Origin of the sequence: Actinoallomurus bryophytorum (genome assembly GCF_006716425.1) — a bacterium.
Lineage (GTDB): Bacteria > Actinomycetota > Actinomycetes > Streptosporangiales > Streptosporangiaceae > Actinoallomurus > Actinoallomurus bryophytorum.
This window is the reverse complement of the sequence record NZ_VFOZ01000001.1, coordinates 1,301,004-1,324,159: the sequence shown is the minus strand read 5'-3', so window position 1 is coordinate 1,324,159 and position 23,156 is coordinate 1,301,004. Positions and strand designations below refer to the sequence as shown.

General features: G+C 70.5%; 18 protein-coding genes and 1 pseudogene. 13 read left to right on the top strand and 6 right to left on the bottom strand.

Annotated elements, in window-relative coordinates:
• Window positions 1-36: 36 nt before the first annotated feature.
• On the top strand, window positions 37-501 hold the full coding sequence (locus FB559_RS06280) for a GNAT family N-acetyltransferase (protein ID WP_141954243.1): 465 nt from the start codon (window positions 37-39) through the stop codon (window positions 499-501).
• On the opposite strand, the gene FB559_RS06275 is transcribed toward FB559_RS06280, so the two are convergent.
• Entirely contained in the window at window positions 485-1,204 is a 720-nt protein-coding gene (locus FB559_RS06275) for a hypothetical protein (protein ID WP_141954242.1), read from the bottom strand. The two genes, FB559_RS06280 and FB559_RS06275, sit on opposite strands and share 17 nt — an antisense overlap.
• Window positions 1,205-1,364: 160 nt before the next feature.
• On the bottom strand, window positions 1,365-2,570 hold the full coding sequence (xseA, locus tag FB559_RS06270; protein WP_141954241.1) for an exodeoxyribonuclease VII large subunit: 1,206 nt from the start codon (window positions 2,568-2,570) through the stop codon (window positions 1,365-1,367).
• A 237-nt stretch (window positions 2,571-2,807) separates the two neighbouring features.
• Here xseA and FB559_RS06265 point away from each other — a divergent pair, with 237 nt between their 5' ends.
• Window positions 2,808-3,230 carry a MarR family winged helix-turn-helix transcriptional regulator gene (locus tag FB559_RS06265; protein ID WP_141954240.1) on the top strand — a complete coding sequence of 141 codons (423 nt, stop codon included), beginning with the start codon at window positions 2,808-2,810 and terminating at the stop codon, window positions 3,228-3,230.
• 120 nt (window positions 3,231-3,350) lie between these two features.
• Window positions 3,351-5,153, top strand: a complete 1,803-nt coding sequence (asnB, locus tag FB559_RS06260) for an asparagine synthase (glutamine-hydrolyzing) (RefSeq protein ID WP_141954239.1) — start codon at window positions 3,351-3,353, stop codon at window positions 5,151-5,153.
• A gap of 62 nt (window positions 5,154-5,215) precedes the next feature.
• On the opposite strand, the gene FB559_RS06255 is transcribed toward asnB, so the two are convergent.
• A complete protein-coding gene (locus tag FB559_RS06255) occupies window positions 5,216-6,127 on the bottom strand; it encodes a hypothetical protein (protein WP_141954238.1) in 912 nt (303 codons plus the stop codon).
• A 161-nt stretch (window positions 6,128-6,288) separates the two neighbouring features.
• On the opposite strand from FB559_RS06255, the gene FB559_RS06250 reads away from it, so the two are divergent.
• Window positions 6,289-7,236 carry a 4-hydroxy-3-methylbut-2-enyl diphosphate reductase gene (locus tag FB559_RS06250; RefSeq protein WP_185792061.1) on the top strand — a complete coding sequence of 316 codons (948 nt, stop codon included), beginning with the start codon at window positions 6,289-6,291 and terminating at the stop codon, window positions 7,234-7,236.
• 8 nt (window positions 7,237-7,244) lie between these two features.
• Here the strand turns inward: FB559_RS06250 and FB559_RS06245 are convergent, their stop codons facing one another.
• Both FB559_RS06245 and rmuC read right to left on the bottom strand, forming a co-directional pair.
• Window positions 7,245-7,820 carry a DUF6542 domain-containing protein gene (locus tag FB559_RS06245; RefSeq protein WP_141954234.1) on the bottom strand — a complete coding sequence of 192 codons (576 nt, stop codon included), beginning with the start codon at window positions 7,818-7,820 and terminating at the stop codon, window positions 7,245-7,247.
• 82 nt (window positions 7,821-7,902) lie between these two features.
• Complete coding sequence (gene rmuC, locus FB559_RS06240) at window positions 7,903-9,117, bottom strand: DNA recombination protein RmuC (protein WP_141954232.1); 1,215 nt, start codon at window positions 9,115-9,117, stop codon at window positions 7,903-7,905.
• Between the two features lie 444 nt (window positions 9,118-9,561).
• On the opposite strand from rmuC, the gene ychF reads away from it, so the two are divergent.
• From ychF to FB559_RS46595, 4 genes and pseudogenes are all read left to right on the top strand, one after another.
• Complete coding sequence (gene ychF, locus FB559_RS06235) at window positions 9,562-10,641, top strand: redox-regulated ATPase YchF (protein WP_141954230.1); 1,080 nt, start codon at window positions 9,562-9,564, stop codon at window positions 10,639-10,641.
• A 392-nt stretch (window positions 10,642-11,033) separates the two neighbouring features.
• Window positions 11,034-11,843 carry a conjugal transfer protein gene (locus FB559_RS06230; protein ID WP_185792060.1) on the top strand — a complete coding sequence of 270 codons (810 nt, stop codon included), beginning with the start codon at window positions 11,034-11,036 and terminating at the stop codon, window positions 11,841-11,843.
• Between the two features lie 73 nt (window positions 11,844-11,916).
• A complete protein-coding gene (locus FB559_RS06225) occupies window positions 11,917-12,183 on the top strand; it encodes a hypothetical protein (protein WP_425455051.1) in 267 nt (88 codons plus the stop codon).
• 62 nt (window positions 12,184-12,245) lie between these two features.
• Window positions 12,246-12,539: pseudogene (locus tag FB559_RS46595) on the top strand (conjugal transfer protein); the annotation flags it as partial.
• A 1,695-nt stretch (window positions 12,540-14,234) separates the two neighbouring features.
• Here FB559_RS46595 and FB559_RS45265 read toward each other — a convergent pair.
• Window positions 14,235-14,459, bottom strand: coding sequence for a hypothetical protein (locus FB559_RS45265; protein ID WP_141954224.1), 225 nt, complete (start codon window positions 14,457-14,459; stop codon window positions 14,235-14,237).
• A 168-nt stretch (window positions 14,460-14,627) separates the two neighbouring features.
• Here FB559_RS45265 and FB559_RS45260 point away from each other — a divergent pair, with 168 nt between their 5' ends.
• The 5 genes from FB559_RS45260 to FB559_RS06185 all read left to right on the top strand — a co-directional run bounded on the left by FB559_RS45260 (window position 14,628) and on the right by FB559_RS06185 (window position 22,990).
• On the top strand, window positions 14,628-16,205 hold the full coding sequence (locus FB559_RS45260; protein WP_141954222.1) for a MinD/ParA family ATP-binding protein: 1,578 nt from the start codon (window positions 14,628-14,630) through the stop codon (window positions 16,203-16,205).
• An 88-nt stretch (window positions 16,206-16,293) separates the two neighbouring features.
• Window positions 16,294-18,825, top strand: coding sequence for an ATP-binding protein (locus FB559_RS06200; protein WP_141954219.1), 2,532 nt, complete (start codon window positions 16,294-16,296; stop codon window positions 18,823-18,825).
• Window positions 18,826-18,911: 86 nt separating this feature from the next.
• Window positions 18,912-21,209 carry a TrbL/VirB6 family protein gene (locus FB559_RS06195; protein ID WP_246121381.1) on the top strand — a complete coding sequence of 766 codons (2,298 nt, stop codon included), beginning with the start codon at window positions 18,912-18,914 and terminating at the stop codon, window positions 21,207-21,209.
• A 7-nt stretch (window positions 21,210-21,216) separates the two neighbouring features.
• Window positions 21,217-21,846, top strand: coding sequence for a hypothetical protein (locus tag FB559_RS06190; RefSeq protein WP_141954214.1), 630 nt, complete (start codon window positions 21,217-21,219; stop codon window positions 21,844-21,846).
• Between the two features lie 157 nt (window positions 21,847-22,003).
• Complete coding sequence (locus FB559_RS06185) at window positions 22,004-22,990, top strand: C40 family peptidase (protein WP_425455105.1); 987 nt, start codon at window positions 22,004-22,006, stop codon at window positions 22,988-22,990.
• The last annotated feature ends 166 nt before the right edge of the window (window positions 22,991-23,156 follow it).

The following is a 23,156-nucleotide window of genomic DNA, read 5'->3' as shown; positions in this document are numbered from 1 at the left end:
ACGGCGGGCCCGCTCACGCTCATTAGGATCGCCGTCATGCCCGTGCGCGATGCCACCGAAGCCGACATCCCCGAGCTCGTACGCCTGCGCGCGCTGTTGTTCACGGACCTCGGCGAGGTGTGGGGCGCGCCACCGGCCGGCGACGAGTGGCGGGACCGGTGCGCGGCCGAGCTGACCTGGCAACTACGCGCCGGCACGATGACGGTCCTCGTCATCGACGGGGACGCGGGGCTGGCCGCCTGTGGCATAGGCGTCATCGACCAGCGGCTGCCCGGCCCGTACAACCCCGGCGGCCGGGTCGGTCACGTGTTCGGCGTCGTCACCGACCCCGCCTGCCGCGGGCGTGGCCACGGTCGGGCGATCATGGAGGGGCTTCTCTCCCGGTTCGACGAGGCCGGCGCCCGCAGGGTCGACCTGAACGCCAGCCCCGACGGGATGTCGCTCTACCGCAGGCTCGGCTTCACCGACCATCCCGACCCGACGCTCAGCCGGAAGCGCTGAGGTTGGACACGATGATGGCGATCACCAGCAGGCCGAACAGGGCCGGGTAGACGTACGCTCCGGGACGCTGGAACACCGGAGGTCCGGGGTCCAGAGGCGCCTGTCCGCGGCCGTCCGCCCGCGGCTGCGGGGCGGGCAGGTTCGCGACCTTGCCACGGGCGACGATGTTCATCAGCAGGAAGATCGGGGTCGCGACGAGCGCCCCGATGCTGCACCAGCCGCCGGCGAGGGTCTTGGTCGTCTGCCTGCGGAACGTGTGCAGGCCGCAGTCCCGGCAGAACGGGCCGTGCGACGTCCAGATCGTGTGCATGAGGACCGCGCCCACGACCCCGCGGAACGTCGCCTGTGCCGCCGGCCCGCTCCCGCAGATCCGGCAGCCGGGCTGTCCCTGCGCCTGATAGGCGGGCTGTCCCTGCGGCGGGTGGCCGGCCTGCTGCTGGGGCGCCTGGTACGGCTGCTGGTAGCCCTGCGGGGCGCCCTGGTACGGCTGCTGGTACTGGCCGGGCTGCTGGTACTGCTGGCCGTACCCCGGCTGGCCGTACTGCTGCGGGCCGGGCTGCTGTTGGTACTGGCCCGGCTGCTGTTGGTACTGGCCGGGCTGCTGGTACTGGGGCTGCTGGTACTGCTGCGGTGCCCCCTGCGGGTACGGCTGCTGCTGGTAGGGGCCCTGGTGGGGGTGCTGGTACTGCGGAGGCTGGGTCACGGGAGAGTCCTTCGGCGGGCCATACGTGTCGAGGGGGCCTCCGGCGACCGCACTGTCGACGGAGTCCGCAAGACCCTATCCGGACGGCCGGATGGGGCGGGGGGTTTATGGCGATTCGCCAAAATGCAGGGATCGCCGTCCCTTCCCTGGTAGGGCGCCCTCAGATCGTGTCCGCGCGTACCGTGATCCGGCCGTCGTGGAAGCGGACCAGGAGCTCGTCGTCCTTCTTGACCTCGACGGCGGAGGCCACGACGGACTCGTCAGGGCGCTGGACGACCGCGTAGCCGCGTTCGAGGGTCGCGGCGGGGGAGAGCGCCACCAGGCGCCCGCGCGTGTGCGAGAGATCGTCTGAGGCCCGGTCCAGGGCCGAGGAGAGGCAACGCCGGGCCCGGTCGCGCAGCGTGCCGATCGCCTCGGCCTGGCGTTCGACCTCGCGTACGGGATCGGCCAGGGCGGGCCGCGACCGGATCCCCGTCAGCCACTGCACCTCGCGCTCCACCCGCCCGGACAGGCACCGCCGTCCGCGATCGCGGAGCTGGCGGACCAGGGTGAGCTGCTCGCGTACGTCGGGAACGGTCTTCTTCGCGGCGTCGGTGGGCGTGGAGGCGCGTACGTCGGCGACGTAGTCGAGCAGCGGCGTGTCCTGCTCGTGCCCGATCGCGGAGACCACCGGCGTACGTGCCGCCGCGACCGCGCGTACGAGGGCCTCGTCGGAGAAGGCCAGCAGGTCCTCCAGCGATCCGCCGCCGCGGGCGATGATGATCACCTCGACGTCGCGGTCGGCGTCGAGCCGGGCGAGTGCGTCGATGACCTCACCCGCCGCGTAGGTCCCCTGTACGGCGGTGTTCTCGACCTTGAAGCGCACGGCGGGCCAGCGGCGGCGCGCGTTGTCCAGCACGTCGCGTTCGGCGGCGGAGTCACGGCCGCAGATCAGCCCGATGGTGCCGGGCAGGAAGGGCAGCGGCCGCTTGCGCTCGACGTTGAACACGCCCTCGGAGGCGAGGAGCTGCTTGAGGCGCTCCAGCCTCGCCAGCAGCTCACCGACGCCGACCGGCCTGATCTCGAACGCCGAAAGAGCGAACGAGCCGCGGTTGATGTAGAAGTCGGGCTTGGCGTGCACGACGACGCGTGCGCCGTCGATCACCGCGGGGCCGCCGGCGTCGCACACGGCACGCGGGCACACGACGCGTACGGAGACGTTCGCCACGGGGTCGCGCAGGGTGAAGTACACCGTGCCCGCACGGCGGTTCAGCTCGGTGATCTGGCCCTCGACCCAGATCCGGCCGAGCTTGGCGACCCAGCCGCCGACGAGCTGCAGAACGGTACGGACCGGGGTCGGCGACTCCGGTGAGGTCTCCAGCGCCATGCGCGCAGCCTAAGGCCTGTCCCCGAGTCCCGCCGTCCTACCGCGCACCGCCCGCCGAGGACGCCGTCCGCCGGACACTCCCTGGCCGGGAGCGGCGTGGCCGGGCGCGAGTGGCAGGTGCGGAAACCCGGCCTGGTGGTTCCGGCGAGCCGCACTGGACGGAGCGTGTGGTGAACCCCACACTCCGTAGTTAGCCCAGCTAAAGGGGGCTCTGCTAGCTTGGAATGAGGAAAGGTCATGTCCGATCCCCGCGTGCTCGCCGAGCGATTCAACCGGCAGATCCGCGACATCGTGCTCATGCTCCGTCGCGCGAGTGCCACCCAGTCCATCACGACACAGCAGATGTTCGTGATGGGCTCGCTGGAGGGCGGCTCGCGCCGGATGTCCGATCTCGCCGCCGAGCATGGTGTCCGGCTGCCGACGATGACACGTCAGATCGGCCGCCTCGCCCGCGACGGGCTCGTCACGCGTGGACGTGACACCGAAGACGCGAGAGTGGTCACCGCCGAACTCACCTCCGTTGGCAGAGAACGCCTCCTCCGGGGTCGTGAGCAGCGGATCAGCTTTCTCGCGGGCCGCATGGCGACGCTCGACGACGCCGAGCGTGCCTCGATCGAGGCCGCGTTGCCCGCGCTGGAAAAGCTGTTCGCGGGTCTGTGACCTTCCCGCCGTCCCGGCCGCCCGTCGGCGACCGGGACGGATGTCCTGAACAAAGGTCGACCAGGGGTCAAGGGTCAAGGGGTCTTGGACCTGACTTCAGCGCACGAGGGGGACGAGTCTGTGTGTGGCATAACCGGCTGGGTGGACTACGAACGCGACCTCACCGCGGAGCGGGAGGCCGCGCTGGCGATGACGCGGACGATGAGTTTCCGCGGACCCGACGACGAGGGGCTCTGGACCGACCCGCACGTGGCGCTCGGGCACCGGCGGCTCGCCGTCATCGACGTCGCGGGCGGCGTGCAGCCCATGAGCGAGGGACCCGCGACCATCGTCTACAGCGGCGAGACCTACAACTTCCGTGAGCTGCGCCGCGACCTCGAGGCCCACGGCCACCGCTTCCGTACCCGTAGCGACACCGAGGTCGTGCTGCAGGCGTACCTGCGCTGGGGCCCGAACCTCGTCGACCGGCTCAACGGCATGTTCGCCTTCGCGATCTGGGACCGGCGTACCGAAGAGCTCCTCCTAGCCCGAGACCGCATGGGCATCAAGCCGCTCTACTACGCACCCACGCCCCACGGCGTGCTGTTCGGCTCGGAGCCCAAGGCGATCCTCGCCAACCCCATGTTCACGGCCCGGATCGACGACGAAGGCCTGTGCGAGGTGCTGACCATGGTGAAGACGCCCGGTCACGCCGTCTTCAGCGGCATGCGGGAGGTCGAACCCGGCCACACCGTACGCGTCTCCCGCGAGGGGCGCACCGACCGCACCTACTGGTCGCTGACCGCACGTGAGCACACCGACGACATCCCGGCGACCGTCCGGCACGTACGCGAGCTGCTCGACGACATCGTCGAGCGTCAGCTCATCTCCGACGTGCCGCTGTGCACGCTGCTGTCCGGCGGCCTCGACTCCAGCGCGCTGACCGCGCTGGCCGACCAGGCACTGGGACCGGAGAGCGTGCGGTCGTTCGCGGTCGACTTCGTCGACGAGACCGGCGGGTTCATCCCGGACGAGCTCCGCGACACCTCCGACACGCCCTACGTCCACGACGTCGCCAAGCACGTCGGCTCGCTGCACAACGACGTCGTCCTGAGCACCGCCCAGCTCGCCTCGTCGCGCGTCATGGACAGGGTGCTGCGCGCACGCGACCTGCCCGGGCTGGGCGACATGGACTCCTCGCTGTTCCTGCTGTTCGAGGAGATCCGGCGGCACTCCACCGTCGCGCTGTCGGGCGAGTCGGCCGACGAGGTCTTCGGCGGCTACCGCTGGTTCCACGACCCGGCCGCGGTGAACGCCGACACGTTCCCGTGGGCCGGCACGTCGTTCAGCAACGGCCGCGACCTGCTCGACACGGACCTGGTCGCGCGGGCGGCGAAATACCAGTCACAGCGGTACCACGAGGCGCTCGACGAGGTCCCTTACCTGCCCGGCGTCTCGGCGTACGAGCGGCGCATGCGGGAGATCTGCTACCTGCACCTCACCCGCATGGTGCGGGTCCTGCTCGACCGTAAGGACCGGCTGAGCATGGCCGTCGGCCTCGAGGTGCGCGTGCCGTACTGCGACCACCGGCTGGTGGAGTACGTCTTCAACACGCCCTGGTCGTACAAGACCTATGACGGACGGGAGAAGAGCCTGTTGCGCGGCGCCGTCGCGGACGCGCTGCCGGAGTCGGTGGTGCAGCGGGTCAAGAGCCCGTACCCGGCGACCCAGAACGCCAGCTACGAAGAGGCCATAAGGAAGCAGCTGGGCGACGTCCTCGCGGACTCCTCGGCACCGATACAGCCGTACCTGAACACCGAGGCCGTGCGCGACGCCCTGCGTCACCCGGTCGGCAACTCCAGCCTTCAGCGGGACCGGATCGCGCTCGAACGCGCGGTCACGCTCAACGACTGGCTGGCCGCCTACCGGCCCGCGCACGTCTGACCCCGGCCGGCGGGCGTACCGCCGTGCCCGCACCTGTCACGCGGCGGGCGCCCGGAGCCGGGTCAGTGATCGCCCTTCAGCTTGGCGATGCGGTTCTCGTACATGCGCAGGAAGTCGGCGCGTGCGGCGTGCGAGCGTTCGTAGTCGCGCAGCTCGCCGACCTGCCGGGCGTCCAGACCACGCAGGCGCGCGCGTACGGAGGCGAGCGTCGCCGCGTCGTAGCCGCTCACGGGCAGGTCCTTGGCCGTCGTGGCCTTGACGCGTGGCTTCGCTGGCTTGTCGGCCGCCTTGGGCTTGGCGGACGCCTTCGCCTGAGGGCTCGCCTTGGCCTGAGCGCTCGCCTTCGCCTGAGGGCTCGCCTTGGCCTGAGCGCTCGTCTTGGTCTGAGGGCTTGTCTTGGTCTGAGCGCTCGTCTTGGCCTGAGGGCCCGCCTTGGTCTGGGGGCTCGTCTTGGCCTGAGTGGCCGGCTTGGGCTTTGCCGGTGGCTTCGGGGCGCTCGCCTTCGGTGCGGCGGCGGGCTTGGACGTGGCGGCCGGCGTCGGGGCGGGCTTCGGTGCGGGAGCGGGCTTGGGTCGCGACGTGGCGGCGGGCCGTGACGTGGCGGCAGGCCGTGACGGGGGTGCGGTGGCCGGTTTGGGGCGTGGTGAGGACGCGGCCGGGCGCGAGGACGCGGCCGGCTTCGGCTTGCCGACGGAGATCTCCGAATCGGTGGCGCTCTTGGCCGCCTCCTCGGCCGTACCGTTGCCGGAGACCTTGCCGACGACATTGCCGGCGATGTTCTCGGCGTCGTTCTTGAGGCGGCCCAGCACGGGTCCCAGCCCGGACTCGCGGGCCTCCCGGTAGTCCTTGCGGACGCGGTCGGTGAGTAGCAGGGCCCGCCCGACACCCATCACTGCCAGCCGGGCAGCGTGGATCGGGAGATCGCTGACGGTATCCCTGACCTGTTCTCTCAGGCGGCGTGGTGATCGTGTCATCGTTTGTTCCTGCTCCCTCCAGCCCATTACAAACGGACTGGTCGGTACCTCACGGTCCTGTCCAGGAACACTCTGCCCTACCGTGGCGTGCCGTTCACGCGCCGTGGCCGGGTTTACGGGCGCGAATCGTTCGCTCCCGGCGCGCGCCTACCATGGGACACATGACTCGTCGCGTTCTCCTGGCCAAGCCGCGTGGGTACTGCGCTGGTGTCGATCGTGCCGTTCAGACGGTGGAGCTGGCGCTGGAGCGGTACGGCGCGCCCATCTACGTTCGCAAGCAGATCGTGCACAACGTCCACGTGGTCAAAAGCCTCGAAGAGCGGGGCGCCGTCTTCGTCGAGGAGACCGAGGAGGTGCCGGAGGGCGCCATCGTGGTCTTCTCCGCCCACGGGGTCGCCCCGGTCGTGCACGAGGAGGCCGCCGGCCTCAACCTCCGTACGATCGACGCGACCTGCCCCCTGGTCACCAAGGTGCACAAGGAGGCCAAACGGTTCGCCGGCGACGACTTCGACATCCTCCTCATCGGCCACGAAGGCCACGAGGAGGTCATCGGCACCAGCGGTGAGGCGCCCGAGCACGTCCAGCTGGTCGACGGACCCGGCGACGTGGCGAACATCACGGTCCGGGACCCGGAGAAGGTCGTGTGGCTGTCCCAGACCACGCTGTCGGTCGACGAGACCACCGCCACGGTCGAGGCGCTGCGCGCCAAGTTCCCCAAGCTGATGGACCCGCCGTCGGATGACATCTGTTACGCCACGCAGAACCGCCAGGTCGCGGTGAAGGAGATCGCCGCCGAGTCGCAGCTGGTGATCGTGGTCGGCTCGGAGAACTCCTCCAACTCCAAGCGTCTCGTCGACGTCGCCAAGAACTACGGCGCCGACGCGTCGTACCTGGTCGACTACGCCGAGCAGATCGACCTGGCCTGGCTGGAGGGCGTCACCACCGTCGGCGTCACCAGCGGCGCCTCGGTCCCGGAAGAGCTGGTCGCGGGCGTCCTGGCACTCCTCGCCGAGCACGGCTTCGGCACGGTCGAAGAGGTCGAGTCAGTACACGAGCGCATGATCTTCGCCCTCCCCCACGAGCTCCGCCGCGACCTGCGCCCGGCCTAGGACTCTCGTCAGGCCTCGTGGGCGCCGCGGCCCGGGGTCTCGTCCCAGCGGACCGGGTCGTCGTCCTGGTCCTTGCGACCGCGCAGTGAGGTGCGCCCGCGGAAGGGGTTGTCGGCGGCGATCCCGGCGCTGAGCTCGCGCAGGTTGCCGGGCAGGCCACGGGGGACGGTGATGACCACCACGAGCACGGCGCCGACGAACAGCCACGGCACGTTCGAGGTCAGCGTCGTGATCAGGGTGAGCAGCACGCTGACCGCGAACGACCGGTCCCCGAGCGAGCCGACCGTCGCCGACAGCAGGGACACGAAGAAGAAGATCAGCGGCGGGCTGACGACCAGCGTGAGCAGGTCCGTACGGCGGGTCGTGCACGCCGCCAGCAGGCAGCCGAGGACGAACAGGAAACCCTGCGCCGCGTGCAGGCCGAACAACGAGCCGCCCAGCGAGCCGACGAGCGTGGCGCTGAGCACGACGACGATGCCGCCACGGCCGGTCAGCGTGACCGCCGAGCCGGCAGGCGGGCGCCGGGCCGCCTTTGCCGCGTGGGCAGATGCCGCCTTACGGCCTCCGCGCGTGTCCGTTGCCACCAGCCGTCCCGTAGTTGAGCGTGCTTGACCGTACGGTAACCCGCTCCGGGGGGTCACGTCCCGCGACACGACGTTACCGGCGTCATGGAAGCAGACGGATCTGGCGGTTCTCCTCGGCGTCGTCGGCGAGTTCGGCCGCGGACAGGGAGCGGGCCGGCTCGCCGATCGGCGCGGGGGCCTCGAGGTCGGCGTCGGTGACGCCCAGCTCGTTCAGCCGCCGTGCGGTGACGAGGACGCGGCTCTCCAGGGAGCCGACGGTGCGGTTGTAGGAGACGACCGCGTTCGTGAGCGACTTGCCGAGCTGGTCCACGTGCCGCCCCAGGGTGCCGAGCCGCTCGTACAGCTCGCGGCCCAGCTCGAACACGGCACGCGCGTTCTGCGACAGCGCCTCCTGCTGCCAGGCGTAACTCGCGGTCCGCAGCATCGTCACGAGCGTCGTGGGCGTGGCGATGTGCACCCGGCGGCGCATCGCGTACTCCAGCAGCGCGGGATCGCGGTCCAGCGCGGGCGCCAGGAACGCCTCACCCGGCACGAACAGCACCACGAACTCCGGCGTCGGGCTGAAGGAGCGCCAGTACTCCTTAGCCGCCAGCCGGTCGACGTGGTCGCGCAGGTGCCGGGCGTGCGCGTCCAGGCGTGTCTTCCACACCCCGGGCTCGTCCGCGCCGGCCGCCTCGAGATAGGCGGCGAGGGAGACCTTGGAGTCGACGATGATGTTCTTGCCGCCCGCCAGGCGTACGACCATGTCGGGGCGCAGGCCGTCCTTGGCGGTGACCTGCTCGTCGAAGTCGCAGTGCCGGGTCATGCCAGAGATCTCCACCACACGCCGCAGCTGCAGCTCACCCCACCGGCCGCGCGCCTCGGGCCGCTGCAGCGCCCGTACGAGCGTCTGGGTCTCCCGGCGCAGCTCGTCGGAGCTCTGCCGGACGAACTCCACCTGCTTGGCAAGCATGGCGTGCGACTCACGCCGTCCGGTCTCCACCTCGCGTAGCTGGTCCTCGACCCGTACGAGCGTGTCCTTGAGCGGCGCGATGCGCTTGTCGAGCTCCCCGGCGGCCTCGGCGTTGGCCGTGGCGAGCCGGGTGCCGGCCAGCTCGAGGAAACGCTGGTTGCTGGCGTCCAGGGCCTGCGCGGAGAGCGCCTGGAAGCGCTCGGTGAGGCGCTCTTCGACGTACGCGACCTTCTCCTCGGCCGCCTTGGCCCGTGCCGTGATCGTCGCCGTACGGCTGCGAGCCCATGCCACCCCCGCGACGGCGCCGACGATGAGACCGACCACGAGGCCAAGAAGAACGTCCATTACCGCATCGTGACAAAGCGAACGCGCCAATGCCGGTGCGACGCGCGGGCCGTGGCCCACCGGATCACGATGGCGTGCTCCCGTGCGCCGACGAGTCGGGAATGAGCACGCCACCGCCGCAGGGGTACGCGGGCCGCGCCGCCCTTCCGCGACGCCGCCTCCTCCGGCCGCGCGTCCGTGGTGATCCTCGTACCGCTGCCAGGCCGTGCCGAGGACGCGAGTGGCACCAGGCCGGCACGGCGATCACGCCGGCCTCCCTCGGAGATGAGTCGTCGGGGGAGTGTCTGGGGCGGACGTCCACGCCCGGGTCCCCGGCGATGGGCGCGAGTCCCGCCGCCTGGCCGCGGACGCTCCCCGGCCCGGCGGTCGAGCTCCTACGGCGGCCGTCCCGAGCCGCTCGCCGGATGACATGCCAGGTGCGGCGGGGCCGTAGACTCGCCGACCGTGAGCTTGTCCATCGGAATCGTCGGTCTGCCCAACGTCGGTAAGTCGACGCTCTTCAACGCGCTGACCAAGAACACCGCTCTCGCGGCGAACTACCCCTTCGCCACGATCGAGCCGAACGTCGGCGTGGTCGGGCTGCCCGATCCGCGCCTCGACGAGCTCGCGCGGCTGTACGACTCCGCCAAGATCGTGCCCGCCACGATGCAGTTCGTCGACATCGCGGGCATCGTGAAGGGCGCCTCGGAGGGGCAGGGGCTCGGCAACCAGTTCCTCGCCAACATCCGTGAGACGGACGCGATCTGCCAGGTCATCCGCGTGTTCGACGATCCGGACGTCACGCATGTCGACGGTGACGTCGCGCCGCTGCGCGACATCGAGACGATCAACACCGAGCTGATCCTCGCGGACCTGCAGACCCTGGAGAAGGCCCTGCCGCGTCTCGACAAGGAGGCGCGGACCACCAAGGACAAGGACCGGCTCGCGGTCCTCGAGGCCGCACAGGCGGCGCAGAAGGTGCTGAACGAGGGCACCACGCTGTACGCCTCCGGCATGGACCTGGGCGTTCTCCGCGAGCTGCACCTGCTCACCGCCAAGCCGTTCCTGTACGTCTTCAACGTCGACGAGGACGAGCTCGGGGACCAGGACCTGCGTGCGCGGCTGCAGGGGCTCGTCGCGCCCGCGGAGGCCATCTTCCTGGACGCCAAGATCGAGTCGGAGCTGATCGAGCTGCCCGACGACGAGGCGCTGGAGCTCCTGCAGTCGACCGGCCAGCAAGAACCCGGTCTGCTGCAGCTCGTACGGGTGGGCTTCGACACCTTGGGGTTGCAGACGTTCCTGACCGCGGGGCCCAAGGAGGCACGCGCCTGGACGATCCGGAAAGGCGCGACCGCTCCCGAGGCCGCCGGCGTGATCCACACCGACTTCCGTACCGGTTTCATCAAGGCCGAGATCGTTTCGTATCACGATCTCATCGACGAACGCTCTGTAACCGCCGCTCGTGCCGCTGGGAAGGCACGGATGGAGGGCAAAGAGTACGTCATGCAGGATGGCGACGTGGTGGAGTTCAGGTTCAACGTGTAGTCGGGCAGGCGAACCTCTCCTTACGGTAATACCGCCCGTGACACGGAGTTATCCACAACCGCGTGCCGGGGCTGTGCATCCCCGTTGAACCCTGGAACAATTGACCGCCGTGGTTAAGGTGGTAAATCGAACACCAGTAGATGGATAAGACGGCGCGCCGATCCGGCTGGGCAGGCGCGAGCGGAGGGATGATGGCTCGCAGGTCGTCCGGCGTCGTAGACGCTGGCACGCCCGGTTACCCACCGGGTGGATTCGCTTCCGCCGACCCCTGGGATCAACCGGACGACAAGGGGCGGCGGAGCAAGGGCCGCCGTGGGTCCGGCGGCGGTGGTGGCGGCGAGCGTGGCGGCTGGGGAGGTTCCGGCGGACGTTGGTGGATCTATGTCGGCCGCGTGATTCTCTGGGCGTTCCTCATCGTTGTGCTGGTCAACGGCATCAGGGCACCGTTCGAGCGTTTCACGGACAAAACAGCGGCACCGACCACGCCGACCGCCGGAAAGCCGACGTTTCCGCAGCAAGCGGCGTCTTCCTATGCGCTCTCGTTCGCCAATGTCTATCTCAACTACGACCCGGCGACGGCGCCGGACCGGCAAAAACTGCTGGCGCAGTTCATCGCACCCGGCGTCGATCCGCAGCTCGGCTGGAGCAGCACCGGAAAGTCCACGCTGAGGTCCGCTCAGGTCGCCTCGGTTGAGGCCAGCGATGTCAATCAGGCGATCGTGACGCTTCTGGTGCAGGCCAACGACAGAATGTTCCAGCTGGCCGTCCCGGTCTACGCGAAGGACGGCGCGCTGGCGATATCGGGCCGCCCGGCCACGCTCCCCGCGCCATCGCGGGCCGCGCTGCCGGCGGCCAATCAAGATCGGGACTCGGCGCTCGAAACCGAGCTGCAGGAGCCCCTCACGGGGTTCTTCAAGGCCTATGCGAGCGGCGACACCGCCTCGCTGCAGCGCTACTCCGACCCGCCCGTCACGGGCCTTGGCAACGCGTTCGTTTTCAGCGCGCTGAAGGAGATCAACGCGCCGAGCGGCGCGGCCGCCACGCGGACGATCAACGCGACCGTGATCTGGCAGGTCTCTCCTGCTCAGGGTAAGAACTCGGGCGGCACGCTCGAGCAGACTTACCAGCTCACCATGCTAAAGAAAGACGGCAATTGGTACGTAACGGACATTCGAGGTTCCACTCTTCCGGCCGCCTCATGAGAAGTGGGCGGGCCTCATCTGAACACCGCAACGCGCTCCCCGACCGAGGAAGGCTAGGTCGATGATTCAGCATATGGTGGCGATGCTTCCGCAGCACGTGAATGCGGCGCCCGCCAATGACCTGAACACCGACGATCTCGCGAAATGGCTTCGTCAGATCTTCGGACCGCTGTTCCTGGTCATCGTCTCGATCGTCGCGATCTTCTTTCTGTTCACCAGAGAGATCACGCGATTTGTTCAGTTCATTGTTCTTGCCATTGGAATCGGAGTCATCTTCTACGTTCCGAATATCATTGAGACGACGGCCAAGGCGATCGCCAAGGCACTTGGAGTCTCCTGATCGGTCGGGAGTCGTTTCCAGTCTGAATACGACCGGTCTCGGTTAAGGGGAGTGGGGCCCGCGTGGATCTGCCCACGTACACCAATATCTGGCGCATCGAGAAGCGGCTCTACAAGCTTTATGATCTTAGGCTGCCGATGCCATTGCCATTGGTGCAGATCGGCGTCTTCGTTGGCATCTTCCTGCCCTGGATCGTTCTGCTCCAGATAGTCCACGTGCCGTTTCACGCGGCCGGCGTGACAGCGTACGTCGTGCCGCCGGGCGTCCTGACATGGCTGGCCACGCGCCCGGTCATCGAGGGCAAGCGGCTCACCGAGCTGATGATCTCCCAGATCCGCTACCTCACCGAGGCCAAGACGTGGGCGCGGCTGACACCGATCCGCGAGCCCGACGAGGTCGCCATTGTCGGGCGGGTGTGGCTGCGGCGCGGTGTGTCCGGCCGCGTGCACGCCGGACGCGAAAGAGCGCGGCAGGCACAGCCCGCCGTGGCCGCCACGACACAGGCGGACCAGAGCGCCCCGCCCCTGCAGGGACACGAGGCCTCGGTCCGGCCCGCGGCCGTCGGCCGTGCCGTCGCGCAGCAGACCGGACGTCTCTCCGAAGGCCAGTCGTGGCGCGACGGTGCCACGGCGCGCGCGCCGCGGCCGAGCCTGCGGCCCACGCCGCAGGAGGGCACCGGGACGGTCTCACCTTCCGGGTCACCCGCCGGTCGCGTACGTCCGGGCGGACGCCGGGGTGCCCGCCCCGGCGCGGACGACCCCTGGGCGACCCGGATCGACGATCCGAACGTGACGCGCACCGACACCCCCCGCATGCCCGCGTCCGGTGACCCGAACGCGACCCGGATCGACTCCGGCGACTCGAGAAGGCCCGGGTCGGACGACCCGAGGATCACACGGCAGGAGCCCGTCCGGCGAGACCAGGCGCCTCCGGCACCCCAGCGCGCGCGTGGCTTCCCCGCCCCGGCGGGCCGCCCCGCCGACGAGAGCCCCTCGGACGCCCGAGAGGGCACGCCACCGCGCCCCGACCGCGCCGCCCCGGAGACCGAGAGGCCCCTTGGCGGCCCGGCCGCCCCGGGCACACCGCACCGCGCCAGTCGGCGACGCAGCGCGTCACACGAGCCGGAGCGCCCGGCCGCCACGACCGGCCCCACGCCCGTCACCCCGACGGCGAAGACCGACCCGACCGGCCGTGGCACGCCTCCGGCTCAGCCCCGGCCCGGCGCCCCCTCCGCGACCCCGGGACGGCCCGGCACGCCTTCGCCGTCCGGCCGGCCCGACGAGCCGTCGGTCCCCGGGCAGCACGGCGCCCCTTCACGAACCGACCAGCCCGTTACGCCCGCGACGGCCGTACCGTCCGGCGAGTCCTCGGACCCGGGATGGCCCGGCGCATCTTCGGGAGCCGGCCGGTCCGTTACGCCCGCCGGGTCGCCCGGCGACGCTTCGGACCCGGGACGGTCCAGCGCACCCTCAGAGGCCGAACGGCCCGGAGCCTCTCCGACGTCCGGGGAGCCCCGTGAGTCCTCGGTGCCGGAGCGGTCCGGTGAAGTTACGGACTCGGGGCGGTTCGCAGCGCCGTCTGGTACGGGTCCGGCCGGTGTTTCTCCCGCGCCGGGGTCTGTTGAGGGTTCGGGTCTCGACCGGTCTCGTGAGTCCTCGGCGCCGGAGCGGTCCGGTGACGTTTCGGACTCGGGGCGGTCCGCAGTGCCGTCTGGTACGGGTCCGGCCGGTGTTTCTCCCGCGCCCGGGTCTGATGAGGATGCGGATCTCGGGCAGGCCCGCGAGCCTGCCGAGCTTGCCGGTGAGGCTTTGGATCCGGAGCGGTCCGGTGCTTCCTCGGTGTCGGCGGAGTCCGGCGAGTCTTCGGCGCCGGAGCGGTCCGGCGCGTCTCCGGCGGGTCCGGGCGAGGCAGATACCCCGCCCCTGACATTTCCGCCTCTCTCCATTGAGTCCGCCATGGCCCTTGGGCGGCACGCGGCGCCTACGCGACGGTCGCCGGATTCCACGGCGGAGGAGTCGCCGGATCCCTCGGACGAAGGCGGACCGGATGCCTCACGGTCCGGCGAGGACATCACGCGCTCGCCGGACGTCGAGCGGCCGGACGTCGAGCGGCCGGGCGTCGAGCGGCCGGGCGCCGAGCAGGCGGACGTCGAGCAGGCGGACGTCGGGCGGCCGGACGCCGAGGAGACGGACGAGAGCACGCCGACGGCGCCGGTGATCCGGCTCGTGCCGGGGGGAAGGCACGCGAAGCCCGGCGGCCGGGGCTCCGTCGCCCACGAACCTCCTACGTCATCGGAGCGCTCAGGATCGGACCGGCCGGATTCGGCGCGGCCGGGTTCTGAGCGACCCGGATCTGAGCGGCCTGGTTCGGCGCGGCCGGGATCTGAGCGGCCCGGATCTGAGCGGCCCGGATCTGAGCGGCCCGGATCTGAGCGGCCGGGTTCGGTGCGATCGGGTTCTGAGCGGCCAGGTGAAGAGCAGGAGCAGGGCGAGTCGCGATCGGCCGCTGGTTCCGCGACCGAGGGCGGCGCGGCGGCCCGCGACGACGAGGACGCGATCGCCGAGGCACGGACCGACCAGATCGTCTGGCCGGCGAGAGGACCGCGCCCGGTCGCGCCGCGGCCTGACTCCGACGCGCCGCAGGGCGCGCCGGCGCGGCCGTCGCAGGGTCCGCCGCCTGGCCCGTTCGCCCGGCCCGGCGGCCCGGTGCGCGGCCGGTCGCATGGCGAGGACTCACCCGCCCAGGGGCCGGTCCGGCCTCCGGTGCGCCCGTCGGCGCCCGCGGCGAGTGCCTCACCCGCCCCGCCGGCACAGAAACCGGCACAGGAGCCGCCGCGGCGGCCCGTGCAGAATCCCGCGCAGGGGCCCGCCGCGGATCCGTCGAAGACGACGGGGCCGGTGCAACGGCCCGTCCCGCCACGGACCGGCGTCTCGCCGAAGGCCCCGGCGGCCGGCTTCACGCCGCCCGCGCAGGCCCCGCCTCCGCCTCCGTCGGCGGCGCCGCAGCGGGGAGCGGCGGTACGCCCGCCCGCACGTCCTGGCGCACCGCAGGGATGGGACCCGGGCGCCACGCCGTCCGAGTCGCCCGCCCGCGGTGTCCGGTCGGGACCGGCCTCACCCATACGGCCCGGGCCGATGCCCCAGAGCGGCAACGAGCCTGAGGGCCGTGACGACGACGGCCGCGGGCTGCGCCGGATCTTCTCCGGCGGCGGCCACGGCGACGGCGACTACGAGCAGCGGGTCCGTACGGCGTTCGAGGGGGCACGGCGCGTCGTCGTGCTGGGCTGCACCGGCGGCGCCGGGCAGACGGTGACGGGGCTCATGCTCGGCCACACGTTCGCCCAGCACCGCGGGGACCGGATCGTCGCGGTCGACGTCAACCCCGGCCCCGGTGCCATGGCGCGGCGTACCCGCACCGAGACGCGCGAGACGCTCACCTCGCTGATCACGCACGCCGAGCAGGTCACCGGCTACCAGATGATGCGCCGCTACACCTCCGTCTCCAAGTCCGGGCTGGAGGTCGTCGCCGCGGGAAAGAACCCCGTCCAGGCCCTCGACGACCGCGACTACGCGCTCGCGATGCGTACGCTCGACCGCTTCTACGCGATCACGCTGCTGGACGCCGCCGCGGCGGTGGTGGCGCGGGTTCTTCCGTACGCCGACCAGATCGTCCTGGTCGCCCCGGCCAGCTCCGACGCCCCCAGAGCGGTGGCGATGACGTTCGAGTGGCTCGACGGTCACGGGTATGAGGAGCTCCGTACGAAGGCCGTCACGGTGATCAACGGAGTGAGCCGCCGCAGCATGGACGACGTCGAGCAGGCCGAGTCGGTGGCGCGTGGCCGGTGCCGGGCCCTCGTACGTATCCCGTGGGATGACCATCTCAGCCTGGACCGGGCACCGCGCAATGAGCTGCGCACACTGCGCTCGTCCACCCGAAAGGCCTACATTGCGCTCGGCGGTGTCGTCGCCGGCGGCCTCGTCCAAGTACCCGATCGCTACCCACGGCAGGAGGTCTCCCGATGACCCGGGAGCGAGTCCCACTGAGCGAGTGCGGTGGGCGCGCGAGGCACGACTGTGCCCGCGGAGTGTGTGAGGAGCGGGGGGCCACCGAATGAGCAGGACGTCCAAGGTCCGCAGCAGGCTGGCCGTGCGTTACTTCGACGACCGGATCCTGCTCACCGACAACGCGGCGTGGGCGTACTTCCGGCTGCCGACGGTGTCGTACGAGTTCACCACGGGTGAGGAGCGCGAGGCGCTCGCCACCAACATCACGATCGCGATGGCCGGCATCCGCATGCAGGACGCCGAGATCCATCTGCGCATCGCGCACCGCACGTACCCGGCGGCCGAGTGGGCGCTGGCGCTGGACCAGACCTCCGACGGCGGTCCCGGCTGGCGTGACTACCTCGAGGAGATGTACGCCCACGTCTGGTCGAAGGACTTCTGGACGAAGGAGGTCTACCTCGGGGTGCGCCTCGGCCCTCGTGGGGTCGGCGCTCAGCTGTCCGGGGGCGCCTTCCGCCAGCTCTTCGGCCTCTACAAGCGCAGCGAGGAGGCGCTCGGGCTGCACGACGACGCGATCCCGGAAAAGGAGATCGCGCGCTGGACCGAGCAGGCCGAACGACTCGGCCGCGCGCTCAGCGGCAGTGCCCTGTACGCGCGGCACGCGACCTCGACCGAGGTCGCGTGGCTGTTCCAGCACGCGGCCAGCGGAGCGCTGACCGACCCGCCGCCGTCCGCGACGCCCCGCCGCACCTGGGGAGCGGGCGAGATCGAGACCCTCGTCGAGGGCTCGATCGTCAACGGCCGTTCGAACCTCCGGATGGAACAGCCGGACGGGTCCTCCTACGCCGCCTACCTGTCGTTCGCCCGCTTCCCGGACCTGATGGCGTTCCCGGACGGCGAGCCGTGGCTGCACTTCGCCGACGCGCTGCCGTTCCCGGTCGAGGTCTCGGCCCGGATGAAGCTCGTCCCCCCTGCCAAGGCGTCCAAGGACGTCTCGCGCAAGCTCGCGCACGCGCGCGACATGGACCAGCACATCCGTGAGGCCGGCGCCGAGGCGCCGATCGCGCTGGCCGAGCAGATCGACGCCGCCCGCATGCTCGAACACGGCATCACGAAGGAACGCCTGCCGTTCGTGTACGGCTGGCACCGGCTGATCGTGTCCGCGCCGACCGAGGAACTCCTCCAGCAGCGCGTCGACGCCGTGGTGGAGCACTACCGCGACCTGGGCATCGACATCGTCTGCTCGACGGGTGACCAGTTCTCCCTGTTCTGCGAGTCGCTGCCGGGCGACCGGATCCGGGTCAACGCGTACGCCCAGCGTCAGCCGCTGCGTACGATCGCCGGCGGCATGCCCACCGCGACGGTCGACCTCGGGGACCGGCTCGACGACACGGCCTCGGGCTGGGTCGGCCCGTACATCGGTGAGACCCTCGGCCGGGCACGCTCGGTCGTGCATTTCGACCCGCTGGTCGCCGCCGCCCGCAACCGCCCCACCGCGGTCGCGATCACCGGCGAGCCCGGCGGCGGAAAGACCACGCTGGCGCTGCTGCTGATCTACCAGATGGCGCTGCGCGGCGTGACGATCGCCGCGATCGACCCGAAGGGCGACGCGGAGTCGCTGGTCGAGCTGTTGCGCAGGCGCGGACGCCGCGCACGGGTCCTGCCCCTCGGCTCGGCCGCGCCGGGCCTGCTGGATCCGTTCAGCTTCGGCGACGACCTGGCGACCAAGAAGACCATGGCCACCGAGACCCTCCGGCTGCTGCTCCCGCGGATGTCGGAGGAGCGCGAGTCGGCGATGATCCAGGCCGTGGGGGCCGTCGCCAACCAGCCGCAACCCTCGCTCGGCAAGGTCGTCAACCACCTGGACGCCTCCTACGACGCCGCGTCGAAGAACCTCGGCGCGGTCCTGCGCTCGATGTCGGAGATGAGCCTGGCCCGGCTCTGCTTCGACCCGTCCGGCGGCGAGCGCATCGACACCGCGGGCTGGACCACGGTGTTCACCCTCGGCGGCCTGACCCTGCCCGACGTCGCCATCCCCCGCGAGGACTACTCCTACGAGCAGCGCCTGTCGGTGGCGTTGATGTACCTGGTGTCCCAGTTCGCGCGCCGGCTGATGCACGGGCTCGACCGGCACCTGCCGAAGGCCATCTTCCTGGACGAGGCATGGGCGATCACCCAGACGCCAGAGGGCGCGAAGCTCGTGCCCGAGGTCTCGCGCATGGGCCGGTCGAGGAACACCGCGCTGATCCTCGTCTCCCAGAACGCCGGTGACCTCCTGAACGAACAGGTGACCAACTGCCTGTCGTCCGTCTACTCGTTCCGCTCCACGGAGCGCAACGAGGTCGGCAACGTGATGGCACTGCTCGGCGTGGAGAACTCCGACGAGCACAAGGCCGTACTGAGAAACCTGGGCAACGGCGAGTGCATCTTCCGCGACCTCGACGGGCGCGCGGGCCGCATCGGTGTCGACCTGGTCTCCGACGAGCTGCACCGCTGGCTCGACACCAACCCGACGCGGTCCAAGCCCGGAGAGACCGCAGGCGCGGCCCAGGGCACCCGTGTCGACGGGCCCCCGCCCGGACCCCCCAACGCCCCGCAAGACCCGGCGACCGAAGTCACCCAGGAGGTCCCGCGATGAGGGTGCCCCCCACCCGCCGCCGGCGAAAGGTCGCGGTTCAGAAGAAACCCCGGGGGAAGCGCAGGTCGCTTCTCATTCTTCTGTTGATGGCCGTTGTCATCCTCAGCCCCTTCGGGGTCGCGAGCGCCGATCCCATCGGACCCAACCCCAACGACACCTGTTCACCGGCCGACCACCCCTCACCTGAGGAGTACGGCTCCGGTATCGACGGCATGGTCAAGCCGCCGGACTACCCGAGCCAGCAGTTGCAGAAGGCGCCGGCGGACAGGCTCACCTACTACGACCGCTACGGCACCGAGGGCCAGTCGTGGCACGCCGTCGACATGGGCTGCTCGGACGCCATGGCCATGGTCGGCAACTCGATCTCCAACGTGGTCTTCACGCTGGCGAAGGCCTTCGACCGGACGACGATCACGATCTACCAGGCGGCGGCGTCGGAGTCGCTTCTCGGCTGGCTGAAGAAGACCGTCGACGGCGTCATCAAGGGCATGGGTAACACCTTCGGCGCGAAGTACTGGTCGTGGGTGGTCATCCTGGGTGCGCTGTGGCTGGCCTGGTGGGGTCTGATCCGGCGACGAGCGAGCAGGGTGGCCGAAGGGACCATCTGGATGGTCATGGCGATGGTCGCCCTCGTCTGGTTGATCGGCAGACCCAGCGACTTCACGACCCTGGGGACGAAAGTCTCCAACGGCGCGACGGCCGCCTTCAACGCCGCGCTACCCCAGAGCAACGCCAGCGCCTCGGCGTGCATCCCGGGTGGACCGGGCGCACAGCAGGCGGTGGAGAACGACTCGGTGACCCGTAACGCCAACGGGCTGTGGGTGACGCTGGTCTGCAAACCGTGGCTGATGGGGGAGTTCGGCACCGACGACGCGAAGAGCAAGGTCGTCCAGGACAACGGCGCGAAGCTGTTGTCGGCGCAGGCGGTCGATCTCACCGAGAGCTATTCGGGCAAGAAACCCGACATCGACAAGAAGGCGGACGACTACAAGGCGGTCGCCAAGAACGTCAAGAACAACTATCCCGGCGTCTACCCCCTGTTCCAGGGCAAGAACTGGACGTCACGGCTGGCCGTCTCCTTCGGGGCGTTGATCGCCGCACTGGTCGCCGGCCTGCTCGTCCTGATCATCGCGGTCATGTTGATGGTCTTGAAGATCTCATTCCTGCTGCTACTGGTGGCGGGACCGATCTTCCTGGGCATCGGCATCCATCCCGGCATCGGGCGTGTCATCGCGGTGCGGTGGTTCGAGCTACTGCTGTCCACCCTGCTGAAACAGGCGGCCCTCATCGGCGTGCTCGCGATGCTGTTGTGGGCGTACGGGCTGGTCATGGCCGAGAGCCTGCCGTGGGGGCTGCAGATTCTGCTCATCTCGCTGGTCACGCTCGCCGCGTTCATCTATCGCAAGCCGTTCCAGCATCTCTTCGCCGCGGTCGGGTACTCGGCGGTCGGGTCCCGTAAGAGCGAGGAACATCTCGAACAGGCGGTGCGGGAGACGCGCAGGCGCAGTACGGCCGTCGCCACCGCGGCGGTGCCCGGGGCCGCGGGCTACCGGTTCGGCCGGTGGGCCAAGCGTGAGCCCGGCCCCACGGCGACCGCTCCGAGCCTCATCGTCGACGACCTGCGCGACCACGACCTCGCCGGGCGCGAGCATGCGGGGTCCGGCGGTGCGGGGGGCGCGGCCAATACCGGGTCCGAGCGCCGTGGGCGTGCCTCGCAGCTCGCCGCCAAGGCGGTCGGCGGCCCGCGTGGGAGCGCGCCTCCGCTCAACCTGTCACCGCGGGCACAGCCTCCGGCGTCGCCCTCCGGCGGCAAGGTCAACGGCGGGACGCTCTTCGGTCCGCGTCCCGGCGGGGCCGGTGGCTCTTCACGGCCTCCCGCGAGCGGTTCGCCGCCCCGTGAGGAGCGCCGTCCGGCCACCCCCAGCGGTGGTAGCAGCCGTCCGCCCGCGTCCTCCGTCGGCCCCAGCTGGGGTGCCGGAGGCCGCAGTGCCGGAAGCGGCGGTCAGGCGTCCGGCGGCGGCACCCCGCCACGGCGCCAGGGCGGCGAGAACGGCGGTCGTGGCTGGTTCGGCGGCGGCGGTGACACGGACGGCGCGTCGACCGGGGGCGGCTCCGGCGGCGGGCGTACCTGGTTCGGCGGCGGGTCCGGCGGCCGTACGACTCCGCGTCGCGACTCGGACGGGCCCAGCGCGCCGCCGAAGAGCGGATCGGGACGCGGTTCCGGCGGAGGCCGGGGCTCCGCGTCCGATGCCAAGGGCAGCGACGGCAACGCGTCCGGCGGCGGCCGTCAGGCACCGCCACTGTGGTCCGGCAAGTCCCGTGAGGAAGCCCCGGAGATGCCGTTCTGGCTGCGTCCGGTGAAACGCGACGACGGCGAAGAGTGAGTCACCGATGGATCTGACCGACCGCCAGCGCAAGCTCCTGTTCGCGGGGCTGGTCGTCGTGCTGGCAGCCGCCGGGGTGTTCCTCACCATCGGCGGCGGAAGCCACCGGCACGCCGGCGCGGGCCGTACGGGCACGCCGACACCGACCGCGACCGCGTCACAGGCGGGAGCGAGCGCGCCACCGGCGGCCGGTTCCACGCCATCGCCGGGCTCGGTCGACATCTACTCGCTGCTGCCGTTCTCCCAGAAGGACTTCAGCACCGCGGCCGACGTCGCACGGCGTTTCACCGCCGCGTACGGCACGTACCGCTACGACGAGGATCCGGCGACCTACGTCGCCCGGCTGGGCGGCATGGCCACCCCTGACGTCGCGACCCAGATCCAGCAGGGTGCCGTGGCGCCGGGTGTGCTGGCGCAGCGGAAGCAGGACCAGGAGGTCTCCACGTCCGACGCCACACTGGACTCGCTCCGTGACATGGCGAAGGACCAGTTCATCTTTCTCGTGACCGGCAGGCAGCACATCACCAAGGGAGGAAAGACCAGCGACGCCACCCAGCAGTACGCCGTCACCATGACCAGGTCCGGCGGCGGGTGGGTGGTCTTCGCGTTCGCACCGGCAGACGTAGGTGATAAGTGAGAGGCATGAGATGAAGCTTCGCCGGCACCTCGGCATCGGCTTCGGGGGGCATAACAGTGGCCGTCGAATTATCTCTCTCGACCGTTTCGCGCGATCGGATCATGGCGCGGTCCGGCTACCGATCATCATCGTCGGGGGCGCCGTCTCGCTCTTCATGATGAGCCTTGTGGCGATCCCGCTGTTCTTCGGCGCCAACCAGCTCTACAACGGAGCAGCGAGTGGCGGGGACTGCACCGACACCTCCAACGCGTCCACGCAGCCCCAGGAGTCGGGCAACGCCAACGCCATCCCGGCGAACTACCTCGCGCTCTACAAGAAGGCCGGCCAGCAGTACGGCATCCCCTGGAACGTCCTGGCCGGCGTCGGATGGATCGAGACCCACCACGGGCAGCTCAAGGCCCCCGGCGTGACCAGTGGTGAGAACTCCATGCACGCCGGTGGGCCGATGCAGTTCATCCCGGACACCTGGAAGGCCTTCGGCGTCGACGGCAACGGTGACGGGAAGAAGGACCGCTACGACCCCGCGGACGCGATTCCCGCCGCCGCCCGCTACCTCAAGCACAACGGCGCGCCGACCCGGATGCGCTCGGCCATCTTCCGGTACAACCATCTGGTGTCGTACGTGAACAGCGTCCTGGCGGCGGCGCAGAACTACGCGAGCGGTTCGTTCGACGTGGTGCAGGCCACCGGTCCGACATGTGCCGACATGAACGGCGCCCCCGTCGCCCCGAACGCGGTCTCCGCGCAGGTGATCACCTTCGCGAAGGCGCAGCTCAACAAGCCGTACGTCTACGGCGCCGTCGGCCCGAACAGCTTCGACTGCTCCGGCCTGACGAGCGCGGCTTACCACAGTGCCGGTGTCACCATCCCTCGCCTGTCGGACGCTCAGTACTGGTGGGGTGCCAGGGTGCCCAGCGGACAGGAACAGCCCGGCGACCTGGTCTACTTCGACTACCGCCACGGCCACAGCGGGCCGGGCCACGTCGGCATCGTCTACAACCCCAAGGCCGGCACCATGATCGTCGCGCCGCACACCGGCGACGTGGTGAAGATCCAGGGCTACAAGTCCTATCCCGGCGGGCCGGTCGGCTTCACCCGGCCGACCGCGCACAACGGCCACAACGGGCCGACCAAGAGGCTGTGAGAGGCGCGAAGGTCTCCGTGCTCCTGTGACGTCGCCGGGGTACGGTCTTGTCCGCCAGGTGCCAGGTGCCAGGTGCCAGGTGCCAGGTGCCAGGTGCCAGGTGCCAGGTGCCAGGCCGGTCCCGGGCAGCGGGTTCCGGGTTCCGGCCCGCACCTGTGGATCGGGT

Excerpts from the sequence above, each read along its gene's own strand:
- FB559_RS06190 (WP_141954214.1), top strand. The coding sequence starts at position 21,217 with ATGGATCTGACCGACCGCCAGCGCAAGCTCCTGTTCGCGGGGCTGGTC.
- FB559_RS06280 (WP_141954243.1), top strand. The coding sequence starts at position 37 with ATGCCCGTGCGCGATGCCACCGAAGCCGACATCCCCGAGCTCGTACGC.
- FB559_RS06250 (WP_185792061.1), top strand. The coding sequence starts at position 6,289 with ATGACTCGTCGCGTTCTCCTGGCCAAGCCGCGTGGGTACTGCGCTGGT.
- FB559_RS06255 (WP_141954238.1), bottom strand. The coding sequence starts at position 6,127 with ATGACACGATCACCACGCCGCCTGAGAGAACAGGTCAGGGATACCGTC.
- FB559_RS06185 (WP_425455105.1), top strand. The coding sequence starts at position 22,004 with ATGAGCCTTGTGGCGATCCCGCTGTTCTTCGGCGCCAACCAGCTCTAC.
- FB559_RS06200 (WP_141954219.1), top strand. The coding sequence starts at position 16,294 with ATGAGCAGGACGTCCAAGGTCCGCAGCAGGCTGGCCGTGCGTTACTTC.
- FB559_RS06195 (WP_246121381.1), top strand. The coding sequence starts at position 18,912 with ATGGCCGTTGTCATCCTCAGCCCCTTCGGGGTCGCGAGCGCCGATCCC.
- rmuC (WP_141954232.1), bottom strand. The coding sequence starts at position 9,117 with ATGGACGTTCTTCTTGGCCTCGTGGTCGGTCTCATCGTCGGCGCCGTC.
- xseA (WP_141954241.1), bottom strand. The coding sequence starts at position 2,570 with ATGGCGCTGGAGACCTCACCGGAGTCGCCGACCCCGGTCCGTACCGTT.
- FB559_RS06265 (WP_141954240.1), top strand. The coding sequence starts at position 2,808 with ATGTCCGATCCCCGCGTGCTCGCCGAGCGATTCAACCGGCAGATCCGC.
- FB559_RS06225 (WP_425455051.1), top strand. The coding sequence starts at position 11,917 with ATGGTGGCGATGCTTCCGCAGCACGTGAATGCGGCGCCCGCCAATGAC.